The sequence below is a fragment of the Nocardia yunnanensis genome (genome assembly GCF_003626895.1).
GTDB lineage: Bacteria > Actinomycetota > Actinomycetes > Mycobacteriales > Mycobacteriaceae > Nocardia > Nocardia yunnanensis.
On sequence record NZ_CP032568.1, the window covers coordinates 6,550,761 to 6,570,280 of the forward strand.

Here is a 19,520-nt window from a genome sequence, read left to right on the forward strand (position 1 = left end):
CGAGTTGAAGTGCGGACGAATTCAGCGCCGGAACAGCACTACGGCGACGGCGACCAGCCAGAGCAACCCGCCGAAGCGGACCACCGGCAGCAGGAAGGTGAACGCGGAGACGATCAACCCCAGCGTGGACAGCGCGGCCACGGCGGCGACGACGAGTCCGAGCCAGATCAGCCAGCGCGGCAGGTTCCGTTCCCGCAGAGCGGGAATCGCGAGGCCCGCCGCCAGCAGTCCGAAACCGGCGGCGTAGGCCGGGCCGCCGGACAGGAATTCGAGGTCGGCGAGCGTGCGGGCCAGATCCGGTGCGGCCGAACCGTTCAGCCGCGCCCCGGCCCAGGAGAACAGCGCGCTGAACGTGAGCGCGCTCGCGGCGAGGGTCGCGCCGATGGTCAGCACCGCGGGACCGCGCAGCGTGCGCTGGATGATTCCGGCGGTGATGACCAGCGGCGCGGCCGACAGCATCAGCAGCATCGCGCCCACCTTGATCAGCCCGGTGTGCGCGGTGGTGTAGGCCAGCACGTCCGCGCCGCTCGCGTCCGGGTGCGGAGTGCGGGCGTTGGCGGCGACATAGGCGAGGGTGAGCGCCGCGAACGCGACGGCGGGGACGAGTACGACCGGGTTGGTGCGCGGGGTGGTGCGAACTGCGGAGCTGATGCTCATCGCGGTGATCCTCAATCTCGGGGCGAACCGTACCCCTCAAAGAATGATTACAGTTTGTAACGATTGTCAAGCGTCTATTATTTGCTGACTGCTACGATTCTGCGCATGGATGCGAAAGAGGAGTTCGCGCCGCAGCGCGCCCTGACAGCCGTCGGGTTCCTGTTGGCGCAGCTCGGGGCCTATGCGGCGAATCGATTCGCCGAGCGCACCGGCACACTCGGCCTGACACCCGCCCAGGCCGGACTGCTCCGGCTGCTCATCGCCCAGCCGGGACGCAGCCAGCGCGAGCTCGCGGACGAACTGGGAATGCCGCCCAGCCGATTCGTCCAGTTCGCCGACACCATGGAGAGCCGGGGTCTCATCGAGCGCAAACGCAATCCCGACGACCGGCGTCAGCACGCGCTGTACCTGACCGAGGAAGGCCGGGAGACGCTGCTGCGATTGGGCGCTGTCGCACGCGAATCCGAGCAACATCTGTGCCGGTCGCTGACCCCGGAGGAGCATGCGACGCTGTCGGAGCTACTGGCGCGGATCGCCGCCGACCAGGGACTCACTCCCGGCGTACATCCGGGCTACAAGACCGAGTGAGGCTGGTGCCGTGGCGGATTCGGCGCCCGGATCTTGACCTCGAGTCGTCTTCAACTGCGACAGTGAAGCTCCAGCCCGACGAAACGATCGAGGACAGCCATGACGACATCACGCGACAATGAGCAATCCGCCCGCTGGAACGGACCTTCCGGCAATGCCTGGGTCGACGTGCAGGACATCGTCCTCGGCGTGCTGCGGCCCCTCCAGGACATTCTGGTCGAGACCGCCCGCGCCGCCCGCCCGAGCCGCGTGCTCGACGTCGGATGCGGCACGGGCGCGACCACCTTCGCCGTCGCCCGCGCCCTCGGCGTGCCGTGCACCGGCCTCGACATCGCCGAGCCGATGATCACCGCGGCGCGGATCAATGCCGAAAATGATTCTCTCCCTGTCGATTTCCTGTTGGCCGACGCCCAGACCCACCCGTTCACCCCGGCATACGATCTGATCATCTCGCGCTTCGGCGTCATGTTCTTTCCCGACCCGGTCGCGGCGTTCACCAATCTGCGCCGGGCCGCGCGCCCCCGGGGCGCGCTCTCGTGCATCGTCTGGCGCGCGCCCGAGGAGAATCCGTTCTTCACCACCGCCGAGCGCGCCGCCGCCGAATTGCTCCCGGACCTGCCTCCGCGAATTCCAAACGCCCCCGGCCAGTTCGGCCTCGCCGACAGCGATCACACCACCGGGATCCTGTCCAAGAGCGGCTGGACGGATGTCACCCTCACCCCGCTGGATGTGCCCCTGTCGATGTCCGAACCCGATCTCACTCCGTACATTTCCCGCCTGGGCCCGGTCGGCCTCGCCTTGGCCGACGCCGACGACGACACCCGCGCCAAGGTGGTCGAAACCATCCGCCCGGCCTTCGACGACTACATCGACAACGGCGAGGTCCACTTCACCGCGGCCTGCTGGCATCTCACCGCGCGCGTTTAATTCGGTGGCCCGCACCGCTCGAGCCCGCTATCTTGGTCCCCGCGACGCGAGGAATGTTCCTGGAGCTATAGCTGGGGACCGAGTTGAGTTCCTCGGCGTCGTCCAAACTTTTCGACCTCGGTGGGCCCGCAGCGGCGACACCGGATTCGGCGGCCCGGCGCGGTGATCTAGGTTCGGTGGATGGCGGTCGATGTGGACAGGGACGCGAACCACTGGAGCGAGCTCCCCGCGGGACGGTTGCGGCACGCGATGGCGGCGGCATTGAGCGGGTTCGACCGGCGAGCTCTCAGCCTGGATGGCCGCAAGGCCGCCGCCGTGGTGATCGCGATCGCCGCTCACGAGGGGAAAAACGCCATTTGGCTGACCGAACGCTCCGCGGGGCTGCGGGCGCACGCCGGACAGCTGGCATTGCCGGGCGGGCGGCTCGATCCCGGTGAGGACGCCGAGACCGCCGCGCTGCGAGAGTTGCACGAGGAGTTGGGAATCCGGCTGCCCCGCTCCTCCGTGCTGGGGCTGCTCGACGACTATCCGACCCGCTCGGGGTACATCATGACGCCGGTGGTGGCCTGGGTCGACGTGGTGGGCGAACCGATCCCCAGTCCCGCCGAAGTGGCTGCGGTGCATCGGATTCCGCTCGCCGAGCTCGATGTCGAGCCGGTGCTGGCGCCGGTCCCCGGCTCCGAGCACCCGACCATCAAGCTGCCGATGCTCGGCGGCCACCTGCACGCGCCCACCGCCGCGATCCTCCACCAGTTCCGCGAGGTCGCCCTGCACCGCCGGCCCACCCGCGTCGCGCATATGGATCAGCCGCGGTGGGCCTGGGAGTGACCGCTAGGCTTTCGCCTCCAGGACAGTGGCCGCGATTCCGGTGATCACCGGGACGACGTCGAGCAGATCGGCCTCGGCGCCGGCCATGGTGTCGAACGTCTCGAAGCTGGTGAGAGCCAATAGGATTCGCACCCGCCGATCGGTGTCGTGCAGCGGTTGGCCGCCGGCGGCGAAGCGGCCCGCCAGCACCGTGAGACCCTCGCGGCGGCGCTCGTCGCGAGCACTGATGACCGCGTGGACATCGGCGTCGAGGGCCGCCAGTGCGCGCAGCCGGCGCATGGCGGGGCGGTCGGCCTGCCAGAAGCGAGCGAAGCAGGCGATGAATTCCTCCAGCGCGGAGAGCGGTTCGGGATCGGTGAAGGCTTTGACCAGTTCCGACAGACCGCCTTCGGCGCCGAGATCGTCGCAGACCGCTTCCAGCAGACCGGTTTTCGACTTGAACTGGTAGTAGACCGTGGCACGGGCCACGTCGGCGCGCTTGGCCACCGCGTCCAGGGTGAATCCGGTGTAGTTGTCGGCCTCGCCCAGCAGTTCCCGGGCCGCGTCGAGCACCTGCCGACGGCTCTGCTCGATCTGCGCGGTGCGCTTTCCCAGGTTGTATTGGCGGGGACTCATGGCCTTGACAGTACCGCGCCGACCTGATTCATTCATACAGACAGTCTAATTAAATTGATACCTCGTTCGAACGGTTCCGCCATGGCCATGAACAATCACCGGCCCGCCACGACCATCGACTTCTTCGGCATGTACCTGGCCCACGACGCCTGCATGCGCGACCTGATCCGGCTCACCGCCGCCATCGCCGAGGACCGCCTCACCGAGCCGTCCGTCCGCCTCGGCTGGGAGACCTTCCAACGCCAGCTCGACCGGCATCACAGCACCGAGGACGCCGCCCTGTGGCCGCTGGTGCGCACCGCCGCCACCGACCCCGCGGACCTGGCGATCCTCGACGAGATGGAGGCCGAACACGACATCATCGAAGACTTGCTGGCGCGGGGTGGCGGTCGGCGTCGCCACCGGCGGCAGCCCCGGACTGCGTTCCGACGTGGACGCTTTGGCCGAAGCACTCGACGTCCACTTCACCCACGAGGAGCAGCGGGCACTGCCGCTCATCGATCGCACCGTCGGCGTGACCGGCTGGGCGGCGTTCGGCGAGGAGATGCGCAAGCGCAAGGGGTTGCGCGCGGTGACGGAGTATCTGCCGTGGGCACTCGACGACGCTCCCGCGGACGCGCAGGCCAAGATGCTGGGCTTCCTGCCCGGCCCTATCCGAGCCCTCTACCGTTACGTGCTGCACCCCCGCTATACCCGGCCGCCTCGCGGCTGGCAGACGCCGGGTGACGGTGGGGTACAGGGCAAATGACGACATCGACTCCCGCGGCATCCACCGAGTTCGATCCGGCGCTGCGACGGCTCGTGGTCGTGGTGGTCCTCGGCGCGATCATGACGATCCTGGACACCACCATCACCAGCGTGGCCGTGAAAACGCTTGGCTCGCAGTTCGATACGACGCTCACCACGACGCAGTGGGTGCTGGCCGGATACACCCTGGCGCTCTCGACCAGCATCCCGCTCTCGGGCTGGGCGATCGAACGGTTCGGGCCGAAGACGATGTGGATGGTCTCGCTGCTGCTGTTCGTCGCCGGCTCGGTGCTGTGCGGGCTGGCCTGGAACATCGCCGCGCTCATCGGGTTTCGAGTGCTACAGGGCTTCGGCGCGGGCATGATTCTGCCGATCGGCCAGACCATGCTGGCCCGCGCCGCCGGGCCCGCCCGGATGGGCCGGGTGATGAGCGCCATCGCGGTGCCCGCCATGCTCGCCCCGGTGCTGGGCCCGGCGGTCGGCGGCCTCATTCTCGGCCACCTGTCGTGGCGGTGGATGTTCTACATCAATGTTCCGCTGTGCGCGGTCGCGGTCCTCGCGGCCTTGCGGCTGTTGCCGCCGGACCCGGTCCGCGATCGCGGCGCGAAGCTTGACCTGCTCGGATTGGCGCTGCTGTCACCGGGTTTGGGTGCGCTGGTGTACGGCGCCGCGCAGGCCGGCAGCGGCGTCGGCCTGACCGATATCCGGGTCCTGGCGGGCGTGGCGGTCGGGCCGCGCTGGTCGGCTGCTACATCCCGCACGCGCTGCGTCGGGGCGAGGCCGCCCTGATCGATCTCCGGCTGCTGCGGGATCGAAACTTCGCCGCCGTCAACGCGATGGTGTTCGTCTACATCGGGATGCTGTCCGGTTTGACGGCGCTGCTGCCGCTGTATTTCCAGACCATCGGCGGTGACAGCCCCCTCCGCTCCGGCGCACTGGTCGCGCCCCTGGGCGTGGGCGCCATCGTGACCACCGTGATCACGGGCCGGCTCGGCGACACATACTCCCCGCGCCCGCTGATCCTGGCGGGTCTGCCCGTCGCTCTGCTCGGCATTCTCGGCCTCGCCGAAATATCTCCCGGCACTGCCGACATCCTCACTCTCTCAGCGATATTCGTGATCGGCCTGGGCCACTGCATGATCATGCCCGCCGCCCTGGGAGCCACCTACCGAACCCTGCCGCGAGCCCACATCGCCTCTGCCACAACCGCTACCAATGTCGGCATCCGAGCCGGCAGCTCCTTCGGCGTGGCCGCCGTCCTGATCCTGCTGCAACGCGACTTGGACCACCGGAGTCCCGCTTACGCCTTCGCGCACACCTATTGGTGGACGCTCGCCATCGCGACGGCCGCGATCGTCCCCGCCCTGCTGCTACCCCGGCGGGTGTAACTCGAGAACGGCCTGGTCCGGGTGCCGGTTTACCCGGGGCTCGCTACTTCGTCCGGTCGGAATCCCTCGCCGAAAGTGCTGTCGTAGGACGGTGGAGCGAGAGGATCGATGTAGGCGGCCGGGTTGTCAGGACCGGCGGTGGTCGGTGTCATGATCACGAACTCGCCGTGCACGACCGGCGTCACGCTGTTCCACGCCGACATGCGGTAGTTCTCCCACTTCCGGGTGTCCGGGTTCTTCAGGATGATCAGGGTGTTGTCGAACTGTTCCTGCGTGAAGTCGGCATTCCACAACCGCGCGAATTGCGGGTGACCCACGCAGGGGGCCAGCACCTCTCGCATTTCGTCGGCGGACAACGACACCGGCCCCAGGATCTTGAAGCCGTACAGCAGCCGCGCGACGATGGTCTGCCAGTTCGCGATCGACGTCCGCGCGCAGCTGTTGTTGAAAAACCAATCGAACAGGTTGCGCGGAGCGATCGCATCCGGTGCGGGAGTCTCGAGACCCACCAGCGTCCGCGCGCCGATGTCGTTGATCTGCAACACATCGAAGCGCGGCACACCCAGATGCATGGCGACGAACGGCAGCGCGTCGAGACGTTCCTGGTCCAGGGGTGTGAGGCGGCTGGGCCAGCTGCCGGGGTTCGGGTCGTAGAGCCCGGCGGCGATATTGGCGAGGATCAGCCGCAGAAAGAACTGCGGGAGATCCACGGCCCTGCACCAGCAGGCCAGATAGTCGGGATGGAAAGCGACGCGGCCGCTTTCGAGCTTGCCGTAGTGCTTGACGTCTATACCCATGGCCGCGGCGACCGCACGCTGCGTGAGGCCCTTGATCAATGCTTATGCACAAGTTGGGATTCAGGTTTCTCGCCCGTTCCAGGACCGTCGCGACCATCGTCGGGGTCTGGTCGTCCAGGAAGGACGTCACGTGCACACAGCGAGCGGAAGCGATATACGCCGCGACGGCGTCGAGGTTCGTGCGCAGGTGCTCGGCCATGCGCAGGTTGGCACCCGGATTGGTGTGCATGACGCGCTCGTTGTTGTCGATGAACGACAAGCACAATCCGCAGCTGTTCTCGTTGAACTGGCCCACCCACCGGTCATCTATGCCGAGTTCGCGCATCTGGGCCCGAAACGACACCCCCGGCGCTTCGATCCGACCGAGAGCACAGATGTAGCCAAGATGGAGGCCCAGCCTCATCTTCGCCAACGCGTAGATCGTCAACCAGGCAGAGCCGCCGAGGGAGAAGTTCAGCGACGATGTGCCGATATTGCGAATCTCGAGGATCGACTCTCGGTCGGTGGCCCCTTCGCGGTTCCATTCGAACCGTGCCGTGGACTCGGTGATCTGCTCGGCGGCCCGCTCGGATAGCCCTGAGGCCGTGGCGATTACATCGACATTCAGTGCCCCGAAACCAATGATGTCCGGTGCCCGCCTCCCTGCGACTGGGCTGCGATGGGTTCCGGCTATCAAGTTGTCTACCCCGTCGATCAATTGACGCGTCAATGCGCGATGTGCTTTGCGGCACAAGTCAATTGATGACAGTAACCGATTTCGACTGTTGTGACTCGCCTTCGGTTCAGCATCCGTTCAGTTGAAGGACGCGCTGTCCGGTCGCGTATCACTGCCCGCCAGCACAGCCGCCGAGCTCATCCGCACCGCGGGAGATTTGTTCGGCTCCGACCTCGACGTGTCCGACGCAGGGCGGGCGGATCGGCGGGGAGGACGGCGCGCTGGTCGCCGAGGCCGCGAAGACCGGCGATACGGCCAAACTCGACGAGGTCGCTTCCCGCCTGCCCACCTTCGTGCTGACCCCGGATCAGAAGCTGGCGCTCTCGGAGGGCAGAGACGTCCCGAACCTGCCCGCCGAGGTACAGGACTACTACAAGGAGTTCTTCGCCCACGCCGGCAAGGACGGCTTGCTCGCCCTCAACGACCGGCTCGACGCGCGGACCGCCCCCGGCCCGGAGCATCCGGTGGACACGGTCGCGGCCTCGCAGCAGACGGCGCTGGCCAGCGGCATGCTCGCAGTCACCAACGAGCACCTGGGTACCGGCACGACACCGGACGGCAAACTCGTCTCGGCGGGCAGCTACACGAACCTGCCCGCGGATGTCCGCCAGCTCATCTCCGGCCGCGAGCAGGAGTATGACAGTCCCAAGGCGAACTTCGAGGCGAACCGTCAGTGCATGGCCGATCGGACCCGATTGGCCGATCTGCTCTCGCACGCCGATCAGGACGTGACCGGCGGACGCACGTTCAGCACCGAACTCGCGCGCCAGGGCGCGAGCATGGCCGCGTTCATCGACGGCGTCGACGAGACCGGCGGCATCTTGCCGCCCGGATTCCGCGGCGACGAACACGACGCGATCAAGAACGGGGCCGCTCAGTTCCTCGGCGTCGGCCTACGCAACCATGAAGCCGACTACCAACTGCTGACCGGCCTCGACGTCAACACCGGCACCAAGCTGCCCGCCGACCTCTCCTTCGGCGCGACCGGCAACGACTACGCCACCCACCGCAACTACAATCCGACCAAGTTCATCCAGACCGTCATCAACCACGACTGGGGTGACGGCGATCGCGGCAAGCTGGCCTCCGGCCTCTACGACTGGACACCCGAACACATCCACGATCCTGGCGCCGAAGGCGAGCTGGCGCGCAAGACAATCGCCGCACTACCCGACGCGTTCGCCCCCAAGCACGGAGCCAGCCTGGTCGTCGCGGAGGACGGGAAGACCTACTTCCAGCACACGGTCGACGCGTTCAACAAGAACCCCGAACTCGCCAACGCGCTCGCCCGCGTCTCCGCATCCAACATCGACGCCTTCAGCCAGGTGGACCACCCCCGCGGCGTTGCTGGACCGGCCGTTCCGCTCGAACTGGACGGCGCAGAGCGGATGGCGTTCCTGTCCAGCCAAACTCACGACGGTCGCGCCACTCTCGACCTGGCGCGGCAGCAGTACGAGAACGCTGTGCTGTACAAGCTCACCCACGGCGGTGACCTCGGCGGAATCAGCCCACACGACGCGGTCCAGCAGCTGGCCGGCCTCGACGCGCACATCAACAATGCCGAGCGCAACGCCCAGATCTACCAGACCAGCAACGAGATCGCGCACAAGAACGAGCAAGCCCAGCAGGCCCACGACGATAAGCAGCAGATAGCGGACACCGTCAAGGGCCTCGTCGACTCGGTGCCGCTTCCTGGCGGCAACGCGACAGGAGCGGTCAAGAGCGTCTTCGAAGATCGGGCGTGCCAGGCGCTCATGGAAGGCATCAACCCGCAACCCCGCCCTGAAACTGTCCAGTTCCCGTCCGGAGAAAAGGCGATGATGGACGGGGCTCAGGACTTCCGTGATCTCCTGGATCAGTTCGTCAAGGAGAGTCCACCCGCCGATCCGAGAACGATCGACGACTTCCACGAGACCTACGCGAATCAGTACGGGCGCATCGTGCAATCGAACCTGGTCAAGGACAACGGCGACCTCGAACAACTCATCCGTGGCGGTGCTCAAGCGCCCGAAAACCCGACCCAGAAGAAATAGCGCAGAGGGACATCGAAAATGAAACGGCTCGCCGAAAAGCGCTCCTCCACACGAGTTCTGATACTCGGTTTCGCTCTCGGGCTGCTTCCCTTGGCCGCCATCACCGCATGCAACAGCCAGCGCACCGAAACCCCCGAGACCACCCGGTCAACCAGTGTGCCCAGTTCGTTCGACCCCTGCAAAGACATCCCCGCCGACGTCTTGACCGCCAACCACCTGCAACCCCAACCCGCCCATCATCAGCCCGACGACCTCGGCGGCCAGGAAGAGTACAAGGGCTGCGACTACAAGACCCAGGACGACGCAGCCGCGGAATACGGCCCAGGAGTCTTCATCGCCGCGACGAACATGACCCTGGACTACTTCAAATCCACCTACCAACCCAGCCGCATCTCGAAGATCGACGGCCGCGATGTCGCGGCAGTCCCCTCCCAGAACAACACACACTGCATCCTCTGGGTCGGCATCACCGGTGGCGGAATCCGATTCGACACGGTCACTCCCAAAAAGGATGCATGTGAGGTTTTGACCGATCTCGTGACGGCGATATTTGATCTGAAACGAATCGGTTGCGCTGCTTGATGTTTCGGTTGTGGGTGATGATCTTCGGGTGGACATGCGCAGGCTTTCCCCGGGGCAGCAGGAGGCGTTGAGGATGCGGGTGATGGGAGCGATCCCCTGGTCGAAATGCCGCGCCACGGCGAGCGTTCCATGTGCTGTGGCGCCGGTGGCGCACGCATGTGGATGGAAGAACAACTCGGCAAACGCATCAACATCGACCGCGTCGACGAAGCCCTCGACACCCTGGGCGGCGGCAACGAGCCGTCGATGATCGCCACCGGCTGCCCCTTCTGCCGGGTCATGCTCACCGACGGCGTCACCGCCCGCAAGGACAGCGGCGAAGTCGGCCAGGGCGTCGAGGTCGTCGACGTCGCCCAGCTGATGCTGCAGTCGATCGACCGCGTCGATGCCGCGACGCTGACCGAGAACCTGAAGGTCATCCAGACCCCGAAGGCCGAAGAGCCCGAACCGGTTTCCGCCCCCGAGCCGGTCAAGGCCGAAGCCGCGGTGGCGGAGGCTCCCGCCGAAGCGCCGAAGGCCGCGCCGGCCGGTGGCGGGCTGGGCATGAAGGGCGCCGCCAAGGCACCCGGAGGCAAGGGCCTGGGCATGAAAGGCGGCCTCAAAGTTCCTGGCGCCAAGGCTCTTTAGACGTCGGCCGAAAAGGTAAGGCGCCTTTGCACTCTGGGAGTGCAAAGGCGCCTTGGCCCGCCTCGGCGGGATTGCCGGAACCGTCGGGCTAGGAGGGGTCTCCGCTGGACGGGGTTTCGGGTTCGGCGGAGGCTTTGGCGGTGGAGGCCTTGCCGGTGACGAGTTCCTGGAGGGTCGCACCCTGGATGCGGCGGAAGGCGCGGCGAGGGCGGGACTGTTCCAGGGTGGCCACCTCGAGGGAGCCGGGGCTGAGGGTGCGGGATTTGTCCTTGTCACCCTCGGGGACGGCTTTCTGCAGCGCGGCCACCGCCGTGGTGATGGCCGAATGCAGGTCCATGCCGGGCTTGTAGGACGCCTTGAGCGCGTTGGTGATCGGGTCGGTGTTGCCGCCCATCACCACGAATTCCCGTTCGTCCACAATGGATCCGTCGAAGTTGATGCGGTAGAGCACCGAATTCGTGGACTGCTCCGGATAACCCACCTCCGCGACGCAGATCTCCACCTCGTAGGGCTTGAGCTGGTCGGTGAAGATGGTGCCCAGGCTCTGGGCGTACAGGTTGGCCAGGAAGCGGCCGGTCACGTCGCGCCGGTCGAACTGGTAGCCGCGCAGATCCGCCTGCAGGATGCCGCCGCGGCGCAGCGCCTCGAACTCGTTGTACTTGCCGACCGCGGCGAACCCGACCCGGTCGTACAACTCGCTGATCTTGTGCAGGGTCGCCGAGGGGTTCTCGGCCACGAACACCACGCCCTTGTCGTAGACCAGCACCACGACCGACCGACCGCGCGCGATGCCCTTGCGCGCGAGTTCGGTCTTGTCGCGCATGATCTGTTCGGCCGACGCGTAATACGGCAGTGTCATGCTTCGCCGATCCCCTCTGCCGCCTGCGCGGCCCGCTCCTCCACCATCGACCGCGTGATCTCCTCGAGGCGCTCCTTGGTCACTTCCTCGGAGCCCTCCGCGTCGATCACGATCGCGGTCGGATAGATATTGCGCATGGTGTCCGGCCCGCCGGTGGCGGTGTCGTCGTCGGCGGCGTCGAAGAGCGATTCGATCGCGATCCGCAGCGCCCGGTCCTGATCGATCCCGCGCGCATAGGTCTTCTTCAGCGACGATTTGGCGAACAGTGAACCCGACCCCACCGCGGTGTACCCGAAACGCTCCTCGCTGCGCCCGCCGACCACGTCGTAGGACACGATGCGCCCGGAACGATCCGGGTCCTGCGCGTCCGGGTCGTAGCCGACCAGCAGCGGCACCACCGCCAGCCCCTGCAGGGCGGCGGGAAGGTTGTCGCGCACCATCTTCGACAGCTTGTTGGCCTTGCCGTCGAAGGTGAGGGGGACGCCCTCGATCTTCTCGTAGTACTCGAGTTCCACCGCGAACAGGCGAATCATCTCGATCGCCATGCCCGCGGTGCCCGCGATGCCGGCCGCGGAGTAGGTGTCGGTGATGTACACCTTCTCGATGTCGCGGCTGGCCAGCAGATTGCCCTGGGTGGCGCGGCGGTCACCGGCGATCAGCACACCGCCGCGGTAGCTGACCGCGACGATAGTGGTGCCGTGCGGAGCGATATCCGACGGCGTCCCCGGATTCGGGTGACTGCCGCCGGATCCGATTCCGTTGCCGGGCAACAATTCCGGAGCGTGCAAACGCAGGTACTCGGAGAAAGAGGATTGGGCGAACCCCAACTGGAGCCGCAGGGGGTCACCTTGGGTCACTGGCCGCCCTTCTGCACGTAGGCGCGGACGAAGTCCTCGGCGTTCTCCTCGAGCACGTCGTCGATCTCGTCGAGCAGGTCGTCGGTTTCCTCCGCCAGCTTCTCGCGACGCTCCTGTCCCGCCCCGCCGTCACCGACCGGGCCCTCGTCCTCGTCGCCGCCACCGGCGCGCTTGGTCTGCTCTTGTGCCATAGCAGCCGACCTCCTCTGTGATCATCGGCGAGCATCGGAGAAGATCCGATGCTCGTGCCGTCAACAGTACCCACCAGCGGCGGGAACATGCCGGATTAAACCGCAATGTGGTGATGCCGCGACCTTCCAGCGCCCATGTCGCGGACCGGAAAACGGGGTACGGGATGCGCACCCCATACCCCATGCGAGTGGGTCAGTGGGTCAGTTGCCGCACCAATTCGGATGCGGTGTGGACGCCGTCCAGCAACTTGCCCACATGCGACTTGGTGCCGCGCCGCGGTTCCAGGGTCGGGATGCGGACCAGACTGTCGCCGCCCAGGTCGAAAATGACCGAATCCCAGCTGGCCGCCGCGATATCCGCGCCGAAGCGGCGCAGGCATTCGCCGCGGAAGTAGGCGCGGGTGTCGGTGGGCGGGTTGGTCATGGCGTCCACGACCTGCTGCTCGGTGGTGAGCCGCTGCATGGACCCGCGCGCCACCAGGCGGTTGTAGAGGCCCTTGTCCAGGCGCACATCCGAGTACTGCAGATCGACCAGGTGCAGTTTGGGCGCGGCCCACGACAGGCCCTCACGATTGCGCATGCCCTCGAGCAGCCGCAGTTTGGCGGTCCAGTCCAGCAGGTCGGCGGTCTCCATGGGATCGCGCTCGAGCAGGTCGAGCACGTGCGCCCACTTCTCGATGACGTCCTGCACGCGCGCATCGTCGTTTCCGGTGCGGTCCATGAACTTCTCGACCCGGTCGAGGTAGATGCGTTGCAGCGCAAGGCCGGTCAGCTCGCGCCCGTCCGAAAGGGCAACGGTGGCACGCAGAGTCGGGTCGTGGCTGATGGTGTGCACGGCGGTGACCGGGCGGGCGAGCTGCAGATCCGAGAGGTCCTCACCGGCCTCGATCAGGTCCAGCACCAGCGAGGTGGTGCCGACCTTGAGGTAGGTCGACCATTCGGCGAGGTTGGCGTCGCCGATGATGACGTGCAGGCGACGGTACTTGTCGGCGTCGGCGTGCGGTTCGTCACGGGTGTTGATGATGCCGCGCTTGAGGGTGGTCTCGAGCCCGACCTCGACCTCGATGTAGTCGGCGCGCTGCGAGAGCTGGAATCCGGGGGTGTCACCGGACTGCCCGATGCCGACGCGACCGGAACCGCACACCACCTGCCGGGAGACGAAGAACGGCGTCAACCCGAGAATGATCTGGTTGAACGGGGTCTCGCGGCTCATCAGATAGTTCTCGTGGGTGCCGTAGGAGGCGCCCTTGCCGTCGACATTGTTCTTGTAGAGCTGCATGCGCGGCGCGCCCGGCACGCTGGAGGCGTAGCGCGCGGCGGCCTCCATCACCCGTTCACCCGCCTTGTCCCAGATGACGGCGTCGAGCGGGTCGGTGACCTCGGGCGCGGAGTATTCCGGGTGGGCGTGATCCACGTAGAGGCGTGCCCCGTTGGTGAGGATCATGTTCGCCGCCCCGACCTCGTCGGCGTCGATCACCGGCGCGGGCCCGTTGAGCCTGCCGAGATCGAAACCGCGCGCGTCCCGCAACGGCGATTCCACCTCGTAATCCCAGCGTGTGCGCTTGGCGCGCGGCACGCCCTCGGCCGCGGCGTAGGCGAGCACCGCCTGGGTCGACGTGAGAATCGGGTTGGCCGACGGCTCGGTAGGCGTCGAAATGCCGTACTCGACCTCGATTCCGATGATGCGCTGCATGAGTTCGAGCCTAGGCGAAAGGCGCGCCCGGACGCGGGTGGACCGTCCGGGTTCGGGTCATTCGCGAGTCGGATGCCGGGTCGTTCTCGCGGGCGATCCGGGTTCGGGTGCGCCGGCGGCACAATGACCGGCATGGTCGAACCGGCTTCCGCCCCCACCCCGCCGCCGCTGGTCACCACGGACGCCGGGGCCGCGGATCCCGTTCCCGCCGAATCGGGTTCGACGCGGCTGGCGGTGCTCGACGTGCTGCGCGGTATCGCCATTCTGGGCACGCTGGGCACCAATATCTGGATCTTCACCAATGCCGAAGGGCTGCTGGGCTATGTCGCGCACAGTGACGAACCGCACGGGGCGTGGCTGTGGGTCGAGCGATTCCTGCAACAGCTGGCGCAGGGCAAGTTCCTGGGGCTGCTGACCATCATGTTCGGCATCGGGCTGGCTATCCAGCAGCGATCGGCGGCGCGGGGCGGGCGGGGGTGGCCAGGCAGCTATCCGGTGCGGGCGGGGCTGCTGTTGCTGGACGGCGTGGTGAACTTCTTCCTGGTCGCCGAATTCGACGTGCTGATGGGGTACGCGGTCACCGGGCTGGTCGTGGCGTATCTGCTGGCGACGAGCCCGAAAGCGCAGCGGCGCTGGCTGATCGCGCAGGCGAGCATCCATCTCACCATGCTGACGCTGATCGCCGTCGGCATCGCCACGGCCTCCGGCGGCTCGGGCGGGCATCGGGCCCTGGACCCGAATCCCTACGCGGACGGCTCGTTCTGGGATCTGGTGGTCTTCCGCTGGGAGCATGCGCTGGTGTTCCGCCTGGAACCGCTGTTCATCTTCCCGATGTCGATCGCGCTGTTCCTGCTGGGCGCGCAGCTGTTCCGAGCCGGGATCTTCGAGCCGCGGGGCGCGCGAATCCGCAAGCGGCTCATGCTGATCGGCTTCGGGTTCGCCGCGCCGATCGACCTGACCCTCGGGATGATCGGCGGCGATCTGATCCTGCTGGCCCGCTACGGCACCGCCCCGCTGGTCTCGCTGGGTCTGCTGGCGCTGGTCGCGCAGCTGTACGCGCATCGTCCCGCCCCGGGCTGGGTGGGGCGGCGTTTCGGCGAGGTCGGGCGAATGGCGTTGAGCTGCTATATCCTTCAGAACCTGGTGTCGGGATTCCTGTGCTACGGCTGGGGTCTCGGCCTGGCGGGTCTGGTGTCGGCGAACTCGCGGGTGCCGTTCACGGTGGGGATCTACATCGTGGTGTGCGCGCTCATGCTGGCGTTCGCACACTTCTGGCTACGCCGTTTCGCGCGCGGACCGGTGGAGTGGCTGTGGCATCGCAGCTATCGCGCCCTCACCGGCGCGTGACCTAACGCACCTCATCGGAATCCCCTGGTGGTGCGGCGGTAGCGGCGTCACGCCTGGGCGGCGGCGGTGCGCGCGAACAGATCCGCGACGACGGTGTCGCGGGTCAACGGCAGGTCCAGGCTACGGGCATTGCCCTCCAGCAGCGACAGCACCGATTCGGTGAGGATGCCTTCGATGTGTTCGCTGGCCAGGGTCGGGGCGGCCCGCCAGCTGTTGACCACGCCGTCCACGAAGCCGATGGTCCCGAAGGCCATGGGGCGGGCCCGATTCCGGTCGACGCCGAACCGTTCGAGAGTGTCGGCGAACAGGCCGGCGAGCCGTCCGCCGATGCGGTCGCGGGCCCCGGCGAGCGCGGTGGAGGATTCGCCGTGCGGGTCGGCGGCGGCCAGGAAGCGGTGCAGGTTCGGATGGTTCTCCACCCAGCCGACATAGGTGCCGACCGCGCCGCGAACCAGATCGCGCACGGTGCCCTCGGAATGCAGGCGCGGAAGCAGTTCGGCCAGCACCGAATCCAGGATGTGCCCGCGGATCGCCTCGTCGAGGTCGGCGCGGCCGTCGAAATGGCGGTAGACGACCGGGCGCGGGACCTGCAGGCGGTCGGCGATCTGCTGCACCGAGATCTCGGTGCCGTTGTCCTCGATGACCGCGAGGGCGGCGTCGAGCATTTCGGTGCGCCGCTGCGCCTTGTGTCCGTTCCAGCGGGTGCTGCGGCCGTCGGCGGCCCGCTCCCGGTCCCGGGGGGAGGGCGGTGCGGGTCTGCGTCGGGTGCCGGTCACTCGGCTCACGATACCCACTCCATCGTTGACTGAGACAGGCTGTACCACTAATCTGAGTGTAACAGCTTGTCTCAGTAAAAGTTCAGGAGCTGCCATGGGCGACAACGCCGTCACCAGCCCGGCCATCCGCGAGACCCCGCTCTCACCCCGCGAATCCTTCGCCGCGCGCCTGCTCACCGGCTCGGTGAAGAAGTCCTACGACCCGGTCGTCGACATGGACTGGGACGCTCCCCTGGATCCGGACAAACTCTTCCTGCCACCCGAGATCGTCTCGCTCTACGGCACACCCCTGTGGGAGGCGATGACGCCCGAGCAGCGCCGCGAACTGTCGCGCCAGGAACTGGCGAACGTGCTGTCGGTGGGCATCTGGTTCGAGAACCTGCTCAACCGGCTGCTGCTGCGCGAGCTCATGGCCGGCGATCCCACCTCGCGCCACTCGCACTACACGCTCACCGAGATGGGCGACGAGTGCCGGCACATGATGATGTTCGGCAAGCTCATCGACCGCATCGAGGCCCGGCCGTACTGGCCGAACCGCTATGAGCGCCTGGTCATCGCCGCGCTGCAACTGTTTCTGCGCGGATCGATGGTGTGGGTGGGTGCGCTCGTGGGCGAGGAGATCTTCGACGCCCTGCAGCGACGCACCCTCGACGACCCGCAGTTGCAGCCACTCGTGGCGCGCGCCATGCGCATTCACGTCACCGAGGAGGCACGCCACATCGGATTCGCACGCGACGCGCTGGCGCACCGCGTGCCGACCATGTCGCGCGCCGAATTGCTGTACACGCGACTGTGTGTCGCGGTGGCCGCTCCCCTGTTCGTGCACCTCATGACGAACTGGCACATGTACGCCCGCGCGGGCGTCGAGGACGGCCGCGCGGCCCGGCGCCTGGCGCGCGCCAACCCGCATTCACGCCGGGCGCTCGGGCTCGGCGCCGCGAATCTCGGTGCGTTCCTGGACAAACAGGGGCTGATCGGGCCGATCGGCAAGCGGGTGTGGCGGCGGCGAGGACTGCTGTGAGGTGGCGGCGGGCCCGCCGGCACTCCCCCGCGACCGCTCGTGCCCGCACCCAGGACCCGGGTGACCTCACCGAACCCGAACCGGCACCGGACTATTCGGGGCCCGCGCTGCTGGACGCACCCGGGGCCGAACTGGCGGTCACGGTGGCGCTGACCGGACACCTCGACCCCACTGACGGGCAATTCCATTGGTACGGACGACTTTCCGCGACCGACGGGGCCGAACTACCAGACCCTGGCCGCGGACAGGTCTTTCTCACCGTGCCCGGCTGCGCGCCGGCGCCCGGCGTCCTCCAGGAACGCGACCCGTGGGGAAACCTCCGCATCGTCGGCGTCGGCACACCACCGTTTCCGCTCTAGCGGAGTTGCTTCGGCTGTAGCGGCGCAGTTCCGCGGTGGGACGCGAGATCGACAGTGGCGATGCGCGTTCCATATTGGCGATGCGCTACATAGCGGCGACGCGGGTTCCATGTGGCGGCGCGGCGGGTCCGCGGCGGCGCGGCGGGGTCCACGGTGGCGCGGTGGGTCCGCCGTGGCGACGCGGTGTCCGTAGTGGCTGGCTATGCCGGTAGCCCGATGAAATCCGCCATCGCCTCCACCGCGTACGCGAAGAAGGGCCCGGCCGGGTCCATGCTGTTGGCCAGCTGTCCGAACAGCTCGAAGGTGACCATGCCGTAGAGCTGCGTCCAGGCCATCACGCCGCGCGTCACCGCGATCTCGGGCAGGCCCGGGGTGATCAGCTCCGCGATACCGGCCGCCTGCGCCGACAGTTCGGGACCGACGGTATCGCCGGACAACGTCAAAGTGCCGCTCTCCCAAGCCCGGTGCACGATGCCGAGCGCGACGATCGGCACCCGCGAGGCGGGTCCGATGGTAGTCTGCGGCGCCTGGTAGCCCGGCACCGGCGACCCGTACACCAGCGCGTACTCGTGCGGATGCGCGATCGCCCAGTCGCGCACCGCATTCGCCATCGCCCGCCACTGGGCGCGCGGCGTGTCCGCGGTCGCGACCGTCTGCTCCACGGCCGCGCCGATGGCGTCGTACGCCTCGATGATCAGGGTCGTCAGCAGCTCGTCCCGGCTCGGGAAATACCGGTACAGCGCCGAGCTCACCATGCCCAGTTCACGCGCGATGGCCCGCAGCGACAGCGCGGGCGCACCCGATTCGGCGAGCTGCCGGCGCGCGACGTCGGTGATCTCACGGGTGATCTCGGCGCGGGCCCGTTCGCGGGCGGTGCGGGGGACGCTCATGCGGTCAGTGTGCCACGACTCGGAACACTGCCATATTTCGAGAGCACCGCTCTTGACAGGTCGCGATGCGGGCGCGCACACTGATCACAACAGAGAGCACCGCTCTCACAAGCAGAAGGGAAACTCTCATGGACGCCCAGCACGCCGCCACCCGCTACATCGGCCCCTCGGGCCTCGACCCGGTCATGAACCGCATCGCCAACCTGCTGCCCAAGCTCGGCATCAGCGTCGCCGGCTCCCGCCTGCTCGCGGTCCGCGGCCGCAAATCCGGCGAATGGCGCACCACCATGGTCAATGTCCTGACCACCGCGGACGGCAACCGCTACCTCGTCGCCCCGCGCGGCCACACCCAGTGGGTCCGCAACCTGCGTGCCGCCGGCACCGGCGAACTACGTCTCGGCCGCAAGACCGAAACCTTCACCGCCGCCGAACTTCCCGATTCGGACAAACTCCCCGTCCTGCGCGCCTACCTCGACCGCTGGGGCTGGGAGGTAGGCCGCTTCTTCGAGAGCATCACCAACCACTCCACCGACGCCGACCTGACCGCCATCGCCCCAGGCTTCCCCGTCTTCACCCTCACCCCCACCCGCTGAGTGGCACACCAGCGCGGGGAACCGGACAAATCCCCTCGCTGGTGTGCCACTCAGCGATCAGCGGAGGGCGTCGAGGGACTGGTCGTCGCGGGCGATGAACGCGCGGCCGTCGGGGGTGAAGACGATCGGGCGTTGGATCAGCCGCGGGTGGGCGGCCAGGGCGTCGATCCAGCGGTCGCGGTCGGCGGGGGTTTTGCCCCACTTCGCGAGGCCCAGCTCCTTGGCTTCGGGTTCGCCGGTGCGGGTGATGTCCCACGGTTCGAGGGCGAGTTTGCTCAGCGCCGTGCGGATTTCGGCGGCGGTGGGCGGATTGTCGAGGTAGCGGCGTTCGATGTAGTCGCCGCCGGTCTCGTCCAGGACCGCCTTCGCGGTACGGCTCTTCGAGCACTTGGGGTTGTGCCAGATTTCGGTCGCTGCCATGCCGTCAGAC

The 19,520-nt window shown here is 67.4% G+C and carries 22 protein-coding genes and 3 pseudogenes; 14 read left to right on the forward strand and 11 right to left on the reverse strand.

All coding sequences use genetic code 11. From position 1 onward, the window contains the following. Positions 1 to 21: 21 nt before the first annotated feature. The gene (locus tag D7D52_RS30720; RefSeq protein ID WP_120741956.1) at positions 22 to 657 is read right to left on the reverse strand and encodes a DUF4386 domain-containing protein; all 636 of its coding nucleotides are present in this window, start codon (positions 655 to 657) and stop codon (positions 22 to 24) included. Between the two features lie 105 nt (positions 658 to 762). Here D7D52_RS30720 and D7D52_RS30725 point away from each other — a divergent pair, with 105 nt between their 5' ends. The 3 genes from D7D52_RS30725 (at position 763) to D7D52_RS30735 (ending at position 3,000) form a co-directional block, all read left to right on the forward strand. Then, on the forward strand, positions 763 to 1,245 hold the full coding sequence (locus D7D52_RS30725; RefSeq protein WP_120741958.1) for a MarR family winged helix-turn-helix transcriptional regulator: 483 nt from the start codon (positions 763 to 765) through the stop codon (positions 1,243 to 1,245). Between the two features lie 99 nt (positions 1,246 to 1,344). After that, on the forward strand, positions 1,345 to 2,172 hold the full coding sequence (locus tag D7D52_RS30730; protein WP_120741960.1) for a class I SAM-dependent methyltransferase: 828 nt from the start codon (positions 1,345 to 1,347) through the stop codon (positions 2,170 to 2,172). A gap of 180 nt (positions 2,173 to 2,352) precedes the next feature. Further along, positions 2,353 to 3,000 carry an NUDIX hydrolase gene (locus tag D7D52_RS30735; RefSeq protein WP_342775209.1) on the forward strand — a complete coding sequence of 216 codons (648 nt, stop codon included), beginning with the start codon at positions 2,353 to 2,355 and terminating at the stop codon, positions 2,998 to 3,000. 3 nt (positions 3,001 to 3,003) lie between these two features. Here the strand turns inward: D7D52_RS30735 and D7D52_RS30740 are convergent, their stop codons facing one another. Beyond that, complete coding sequence (locus D7D52_RS30740) at positions 3,004 to 3,615, reverse strand: TetR/AcrR family transcriptional regulator (protein WP_120744591.1); 612 nt, start codon at positions 3,613 to 3,615, stop codon at positions 3,004 to 3,006. A 153-nt stretch (positions 3,616 to 3,768) separates the two neighbouring features. Here D7D52_RS30740 and D7D52_RS40450 point away from each other — a divergent pair. The 4 genes and pseudogenes from D7D52_RS40450 to D7D52_RS30755 form a co-directional block, all read left to right on the forward strand. Beyond that, positions 3,769 to 3,936 (forward strand): annotated as a pseudogene (locus D7D52_RS40450) (hypothetical protein); the annotation flags it as partial. A 61-nt stretch (positions 3,937 to 3,997) separates the two neighbouring features. After that, positions 3,998 to 4,363, forward strand: coding sequence for a hypothetical protein (locus tag D7D52_RS39555; protein WP_246023410.1), 366 nt, complete (start codon positions 3,998 to 4,000; stop codon positions 4,361 to 4,363). Further along, complete coding sequence (locus D7D52_RS30750) at positions 4,360 to 5,151, forward strand: MFS transporter (protein WP_120741964.1); 792 nt, start codon at positions 4,360 to 4,362, stop codon at positions 5,149 to 5,151. Before D7D52_RS39555 ends, D7D52_RS30750 begins: the two co-directional genes overlap by 4 nt. Continuing rightward, on the forward strand, positions 5,127 to 5,750 hold the full coding sequence (locus tag D7D52_RS30755) for an MFS transporter (RefSeq protein ID WP_342775295.1): 624 nt from the start codon (positions 5,127 to 5,129) through the stop codon (positions 5,748 to 5,750). Before D7D52_RS30750 ends, D7D52_RS30755 begins: the two co-directional genes overlap by 25 nt. A gap of 29 nt (positions 5,751 to 5,779) precedes the next feature. Here D7D52_RS30755 and D7D52_RS38155 read toward each other — a convergent pair whose 3' ends face one another. Continuing rightward, a complete protein-coding gene (locus D7D52_RS38155; RefSeq protein WP_162958659.1) occupies positions 5,780 to 6,586 on the reverse strand; it encodes a helix-turn-helix domain-containing protein in 807 nt (268 codons plus the stop codon). A gap of 76 nt (positions 6,587 to 6,662) precedes the next feature. Further along, positions 6,663 to 6,950, reverse strand: a pseudogene (locus D7D52_RS40455) (hypothetical protein); the annotation flags it as partial. Positions 6,951 to 7,555: 605 nt separating this feature from the next. Here D7D52_RS40455 and D7D52_RS30765 point away from each other — a divergent pair. From D7D52_RS30765 to D7D52_RS30775, 3 genes and pseudogenes are all read left to right on the forward strand, one after another. Continuing rightward, positions 7,556 to 9,295, forward strand: coding sequence for a TPR repeat domain-containing protein (locus D7D52_RS30765; RefSeq protein WP_120741968.1), 1,740 nt, complete (start codon positions 7,556 to 7,558; stop codon positions 9,293 to 9,295). Positions 9,296 to 9,313: 18 nt separating this feature from the next. Further along, on the forward strand, positions 9,314 to 9,877 hold the full coding sequence (locus D7D52_RS30770) for a DUF3558 family protein (protein ID WP_120741970.1): 564 nt from the start codon (positions 9,314 to 9,316) through the stop codon (positions 9,875 to 9,877). 96 nt (positions 9,878 to 9,973) lie between these two features. Then, positions 9,974 to 10,498 (forward strand): annotated as a pseudogene (locus D7D52_RS30775) (heterodisulfide reductase-related iron-sulfur binding cluster); the annotation flags it as partial. Positions 10,499 to 10,592: 94 nt separating this feature from the next. On the opposite strand, the gene prcA reads toward D7D52_RS30775, so the two are convergent. The 4 genes from prcA to dop all read right to left on the reverse strand — a co-directional run bounded on the left by prcA (position 10,593) and on the right by dop (position 14,104). Then, positions 10,593 to 11,363 (reverse strand): proteasome subunit alpha, encoded by a 771-nt coding sequence (gene prcA, locus D7D52_RS30780; RefSeq protein ID WP_120741972.1) that lies wholly within the window; start codon positions 11,361 to 11,363, stop codon positions 10,593 to 10,595. Further along, positions 11,360 to 12,220: a proteasome subunit beta gene (gene prcB / locus D7D52_RS30785; protein ID WP_120741974.1), complete on the reverse strand. Its 861-nt coding sequence runs from the start codon at positions 12,218 to 12,220 to the stop codon at positions 11,360 to 11,362. Before prcB ends, prcA begins: the two co-directional genes overlap by 4 nt. Beyond that, positions 12,217 to 12,411: a ubiquitin-like protein Pup gene (locus D7D52_RS30790; RefSeq protein ID WP_033089305.1), complete on the reverse strand. Its 195-nt coding sequence runs from the start codon at positions 12,409 to 12,411 to the stop codon at positions 12,217 to 12,219. The genes prcB and D7D52_RS30790 overlap by 4 nt, the downstream gene beginning before the upstream one ends. Positions 12,412 to 12,604: 193 nt before the next feature. Continuing rightward, positions 12,605 to 14,104: a depupylase/deamidase Dop gene (gene dop, locus D7D52_RS30795; RefSeq protein WP_120741976.1), complete on the reverse strand. Its 1,500-nt coding sequence runs from the start codon at positions 14,102 to 14,104 to the stop codon at positions 12,605 to 12,607. A 132-nt stretch (positions 14,105 to 14,236) separates the two neighbouring features. Here dop and D7D52_RS30800 point away from each other — a divergent pair, with 132 nt between their 5' ends. Continuing rightward, positions 14,237 to 15,451, forward strand: coding sequence for a DUF418 domain-containing protein (locus tag D7D52_RS30800; RefSeq protein WP_120744593.1), 1,215 nt, complete (start codon positions 14,237 to 14,239; stop codon positions 15,449 to 15,451). A gap of 47 nt (positions 15,452 to 15,498) precedes the next feature. Here the strand turns inward: D7D52_RS30800 and D7D52_RS30805 are convergent, their stop codons facing one another. Further along, complete coding sequence (locus D7D52_RS30805; protein WP_246023413.1) at positions 15,499 to 16,227, reverse strand: TetR/AcrR family transcriptional regulator; 729 nt, start codon at positions 16,225 to 16,227, stop codon at positions 15,499 to 15,501. Positions 16,228 to 16,321: 94 nt separating this feature from the next. Between D7D52_RS30805 and D7D52_RS30810 the strand changes: the two genes are divergently transcribed. Beyond that, positions 16,322 to 17,248 (forward strand): AurF N-oxygenase family protein, encoded by a 927-nt coding sequence (locus D7D52_RS30810; protein ID WP_120741978.1) that lies wholly within the window; start codon positions 16,322 to 16,324, stop codon positions 17,246 to 17,248. Further along, a complete protein-coding gene (locus D7D52_RS30815) occupies positions 17,245 to 17,607 on the forward strand; it encodes a DUF4873 domain-containing protein (protein WP_120741980.1) in 363 nt (120 codons plus the stop codon). The genes D7D52_RS30810 and D7D52_RS30815 overlap by 4 nt, the downstream gene beginning before the upstream one ends. A 200-nt stretch (positions 17,608 to 17,807) precedes the next feature. Here the strand turns inward: D7D52_RS30815 and D7D52_RS30820 are convergent, their stop codons facing one another. After that, the gene (locus D7D52_RS30820; protein WP_120741982.1) at positions 17,808 to 18,497 is read right to left on the reverse strand and encodes a TetR/AcrR family transcriptional regulator; all 690 of its coding nucleotides are present in this window, start codon (positions 18,495 to 18,497) and stop codon (positions 17,808 to 17,810) included. 128 nt (positions 18,498 to 18,625) lie between these two features. Here D7D52_RS30820 and D7D52_RS30825 point away from each other — a divergent pair, with 128 nt between their 5' ends. Next, entirely contained in the window at positions 18,626 to 19,090 is a 465-nt protein-coding gene (locus tag D7D52_RS30825) for a nitroreductase family deazaflavin-dependent oxidoreductase (RefSeq protein WP_120741984.1), read from the forward strand. A 57-nt stretch (positions 19,091 to 19,147) separates the two neighbouring features. On the opposite strand, the gene D7D52_RS30830 is transcribed toward D7D52_RS30825, so the two are convergent. Next, entirely contained in the window at positions 19,148 to 19,510 is a 363-nt protein-coding gene (locus D7D52_RS30830) for an arsenate reductase family protein (RefSeq protein ID WP_120741986.1), read from the reverse strand. Positions 19,511 to 19,520 lie beyond the last annotated feature (10 nt).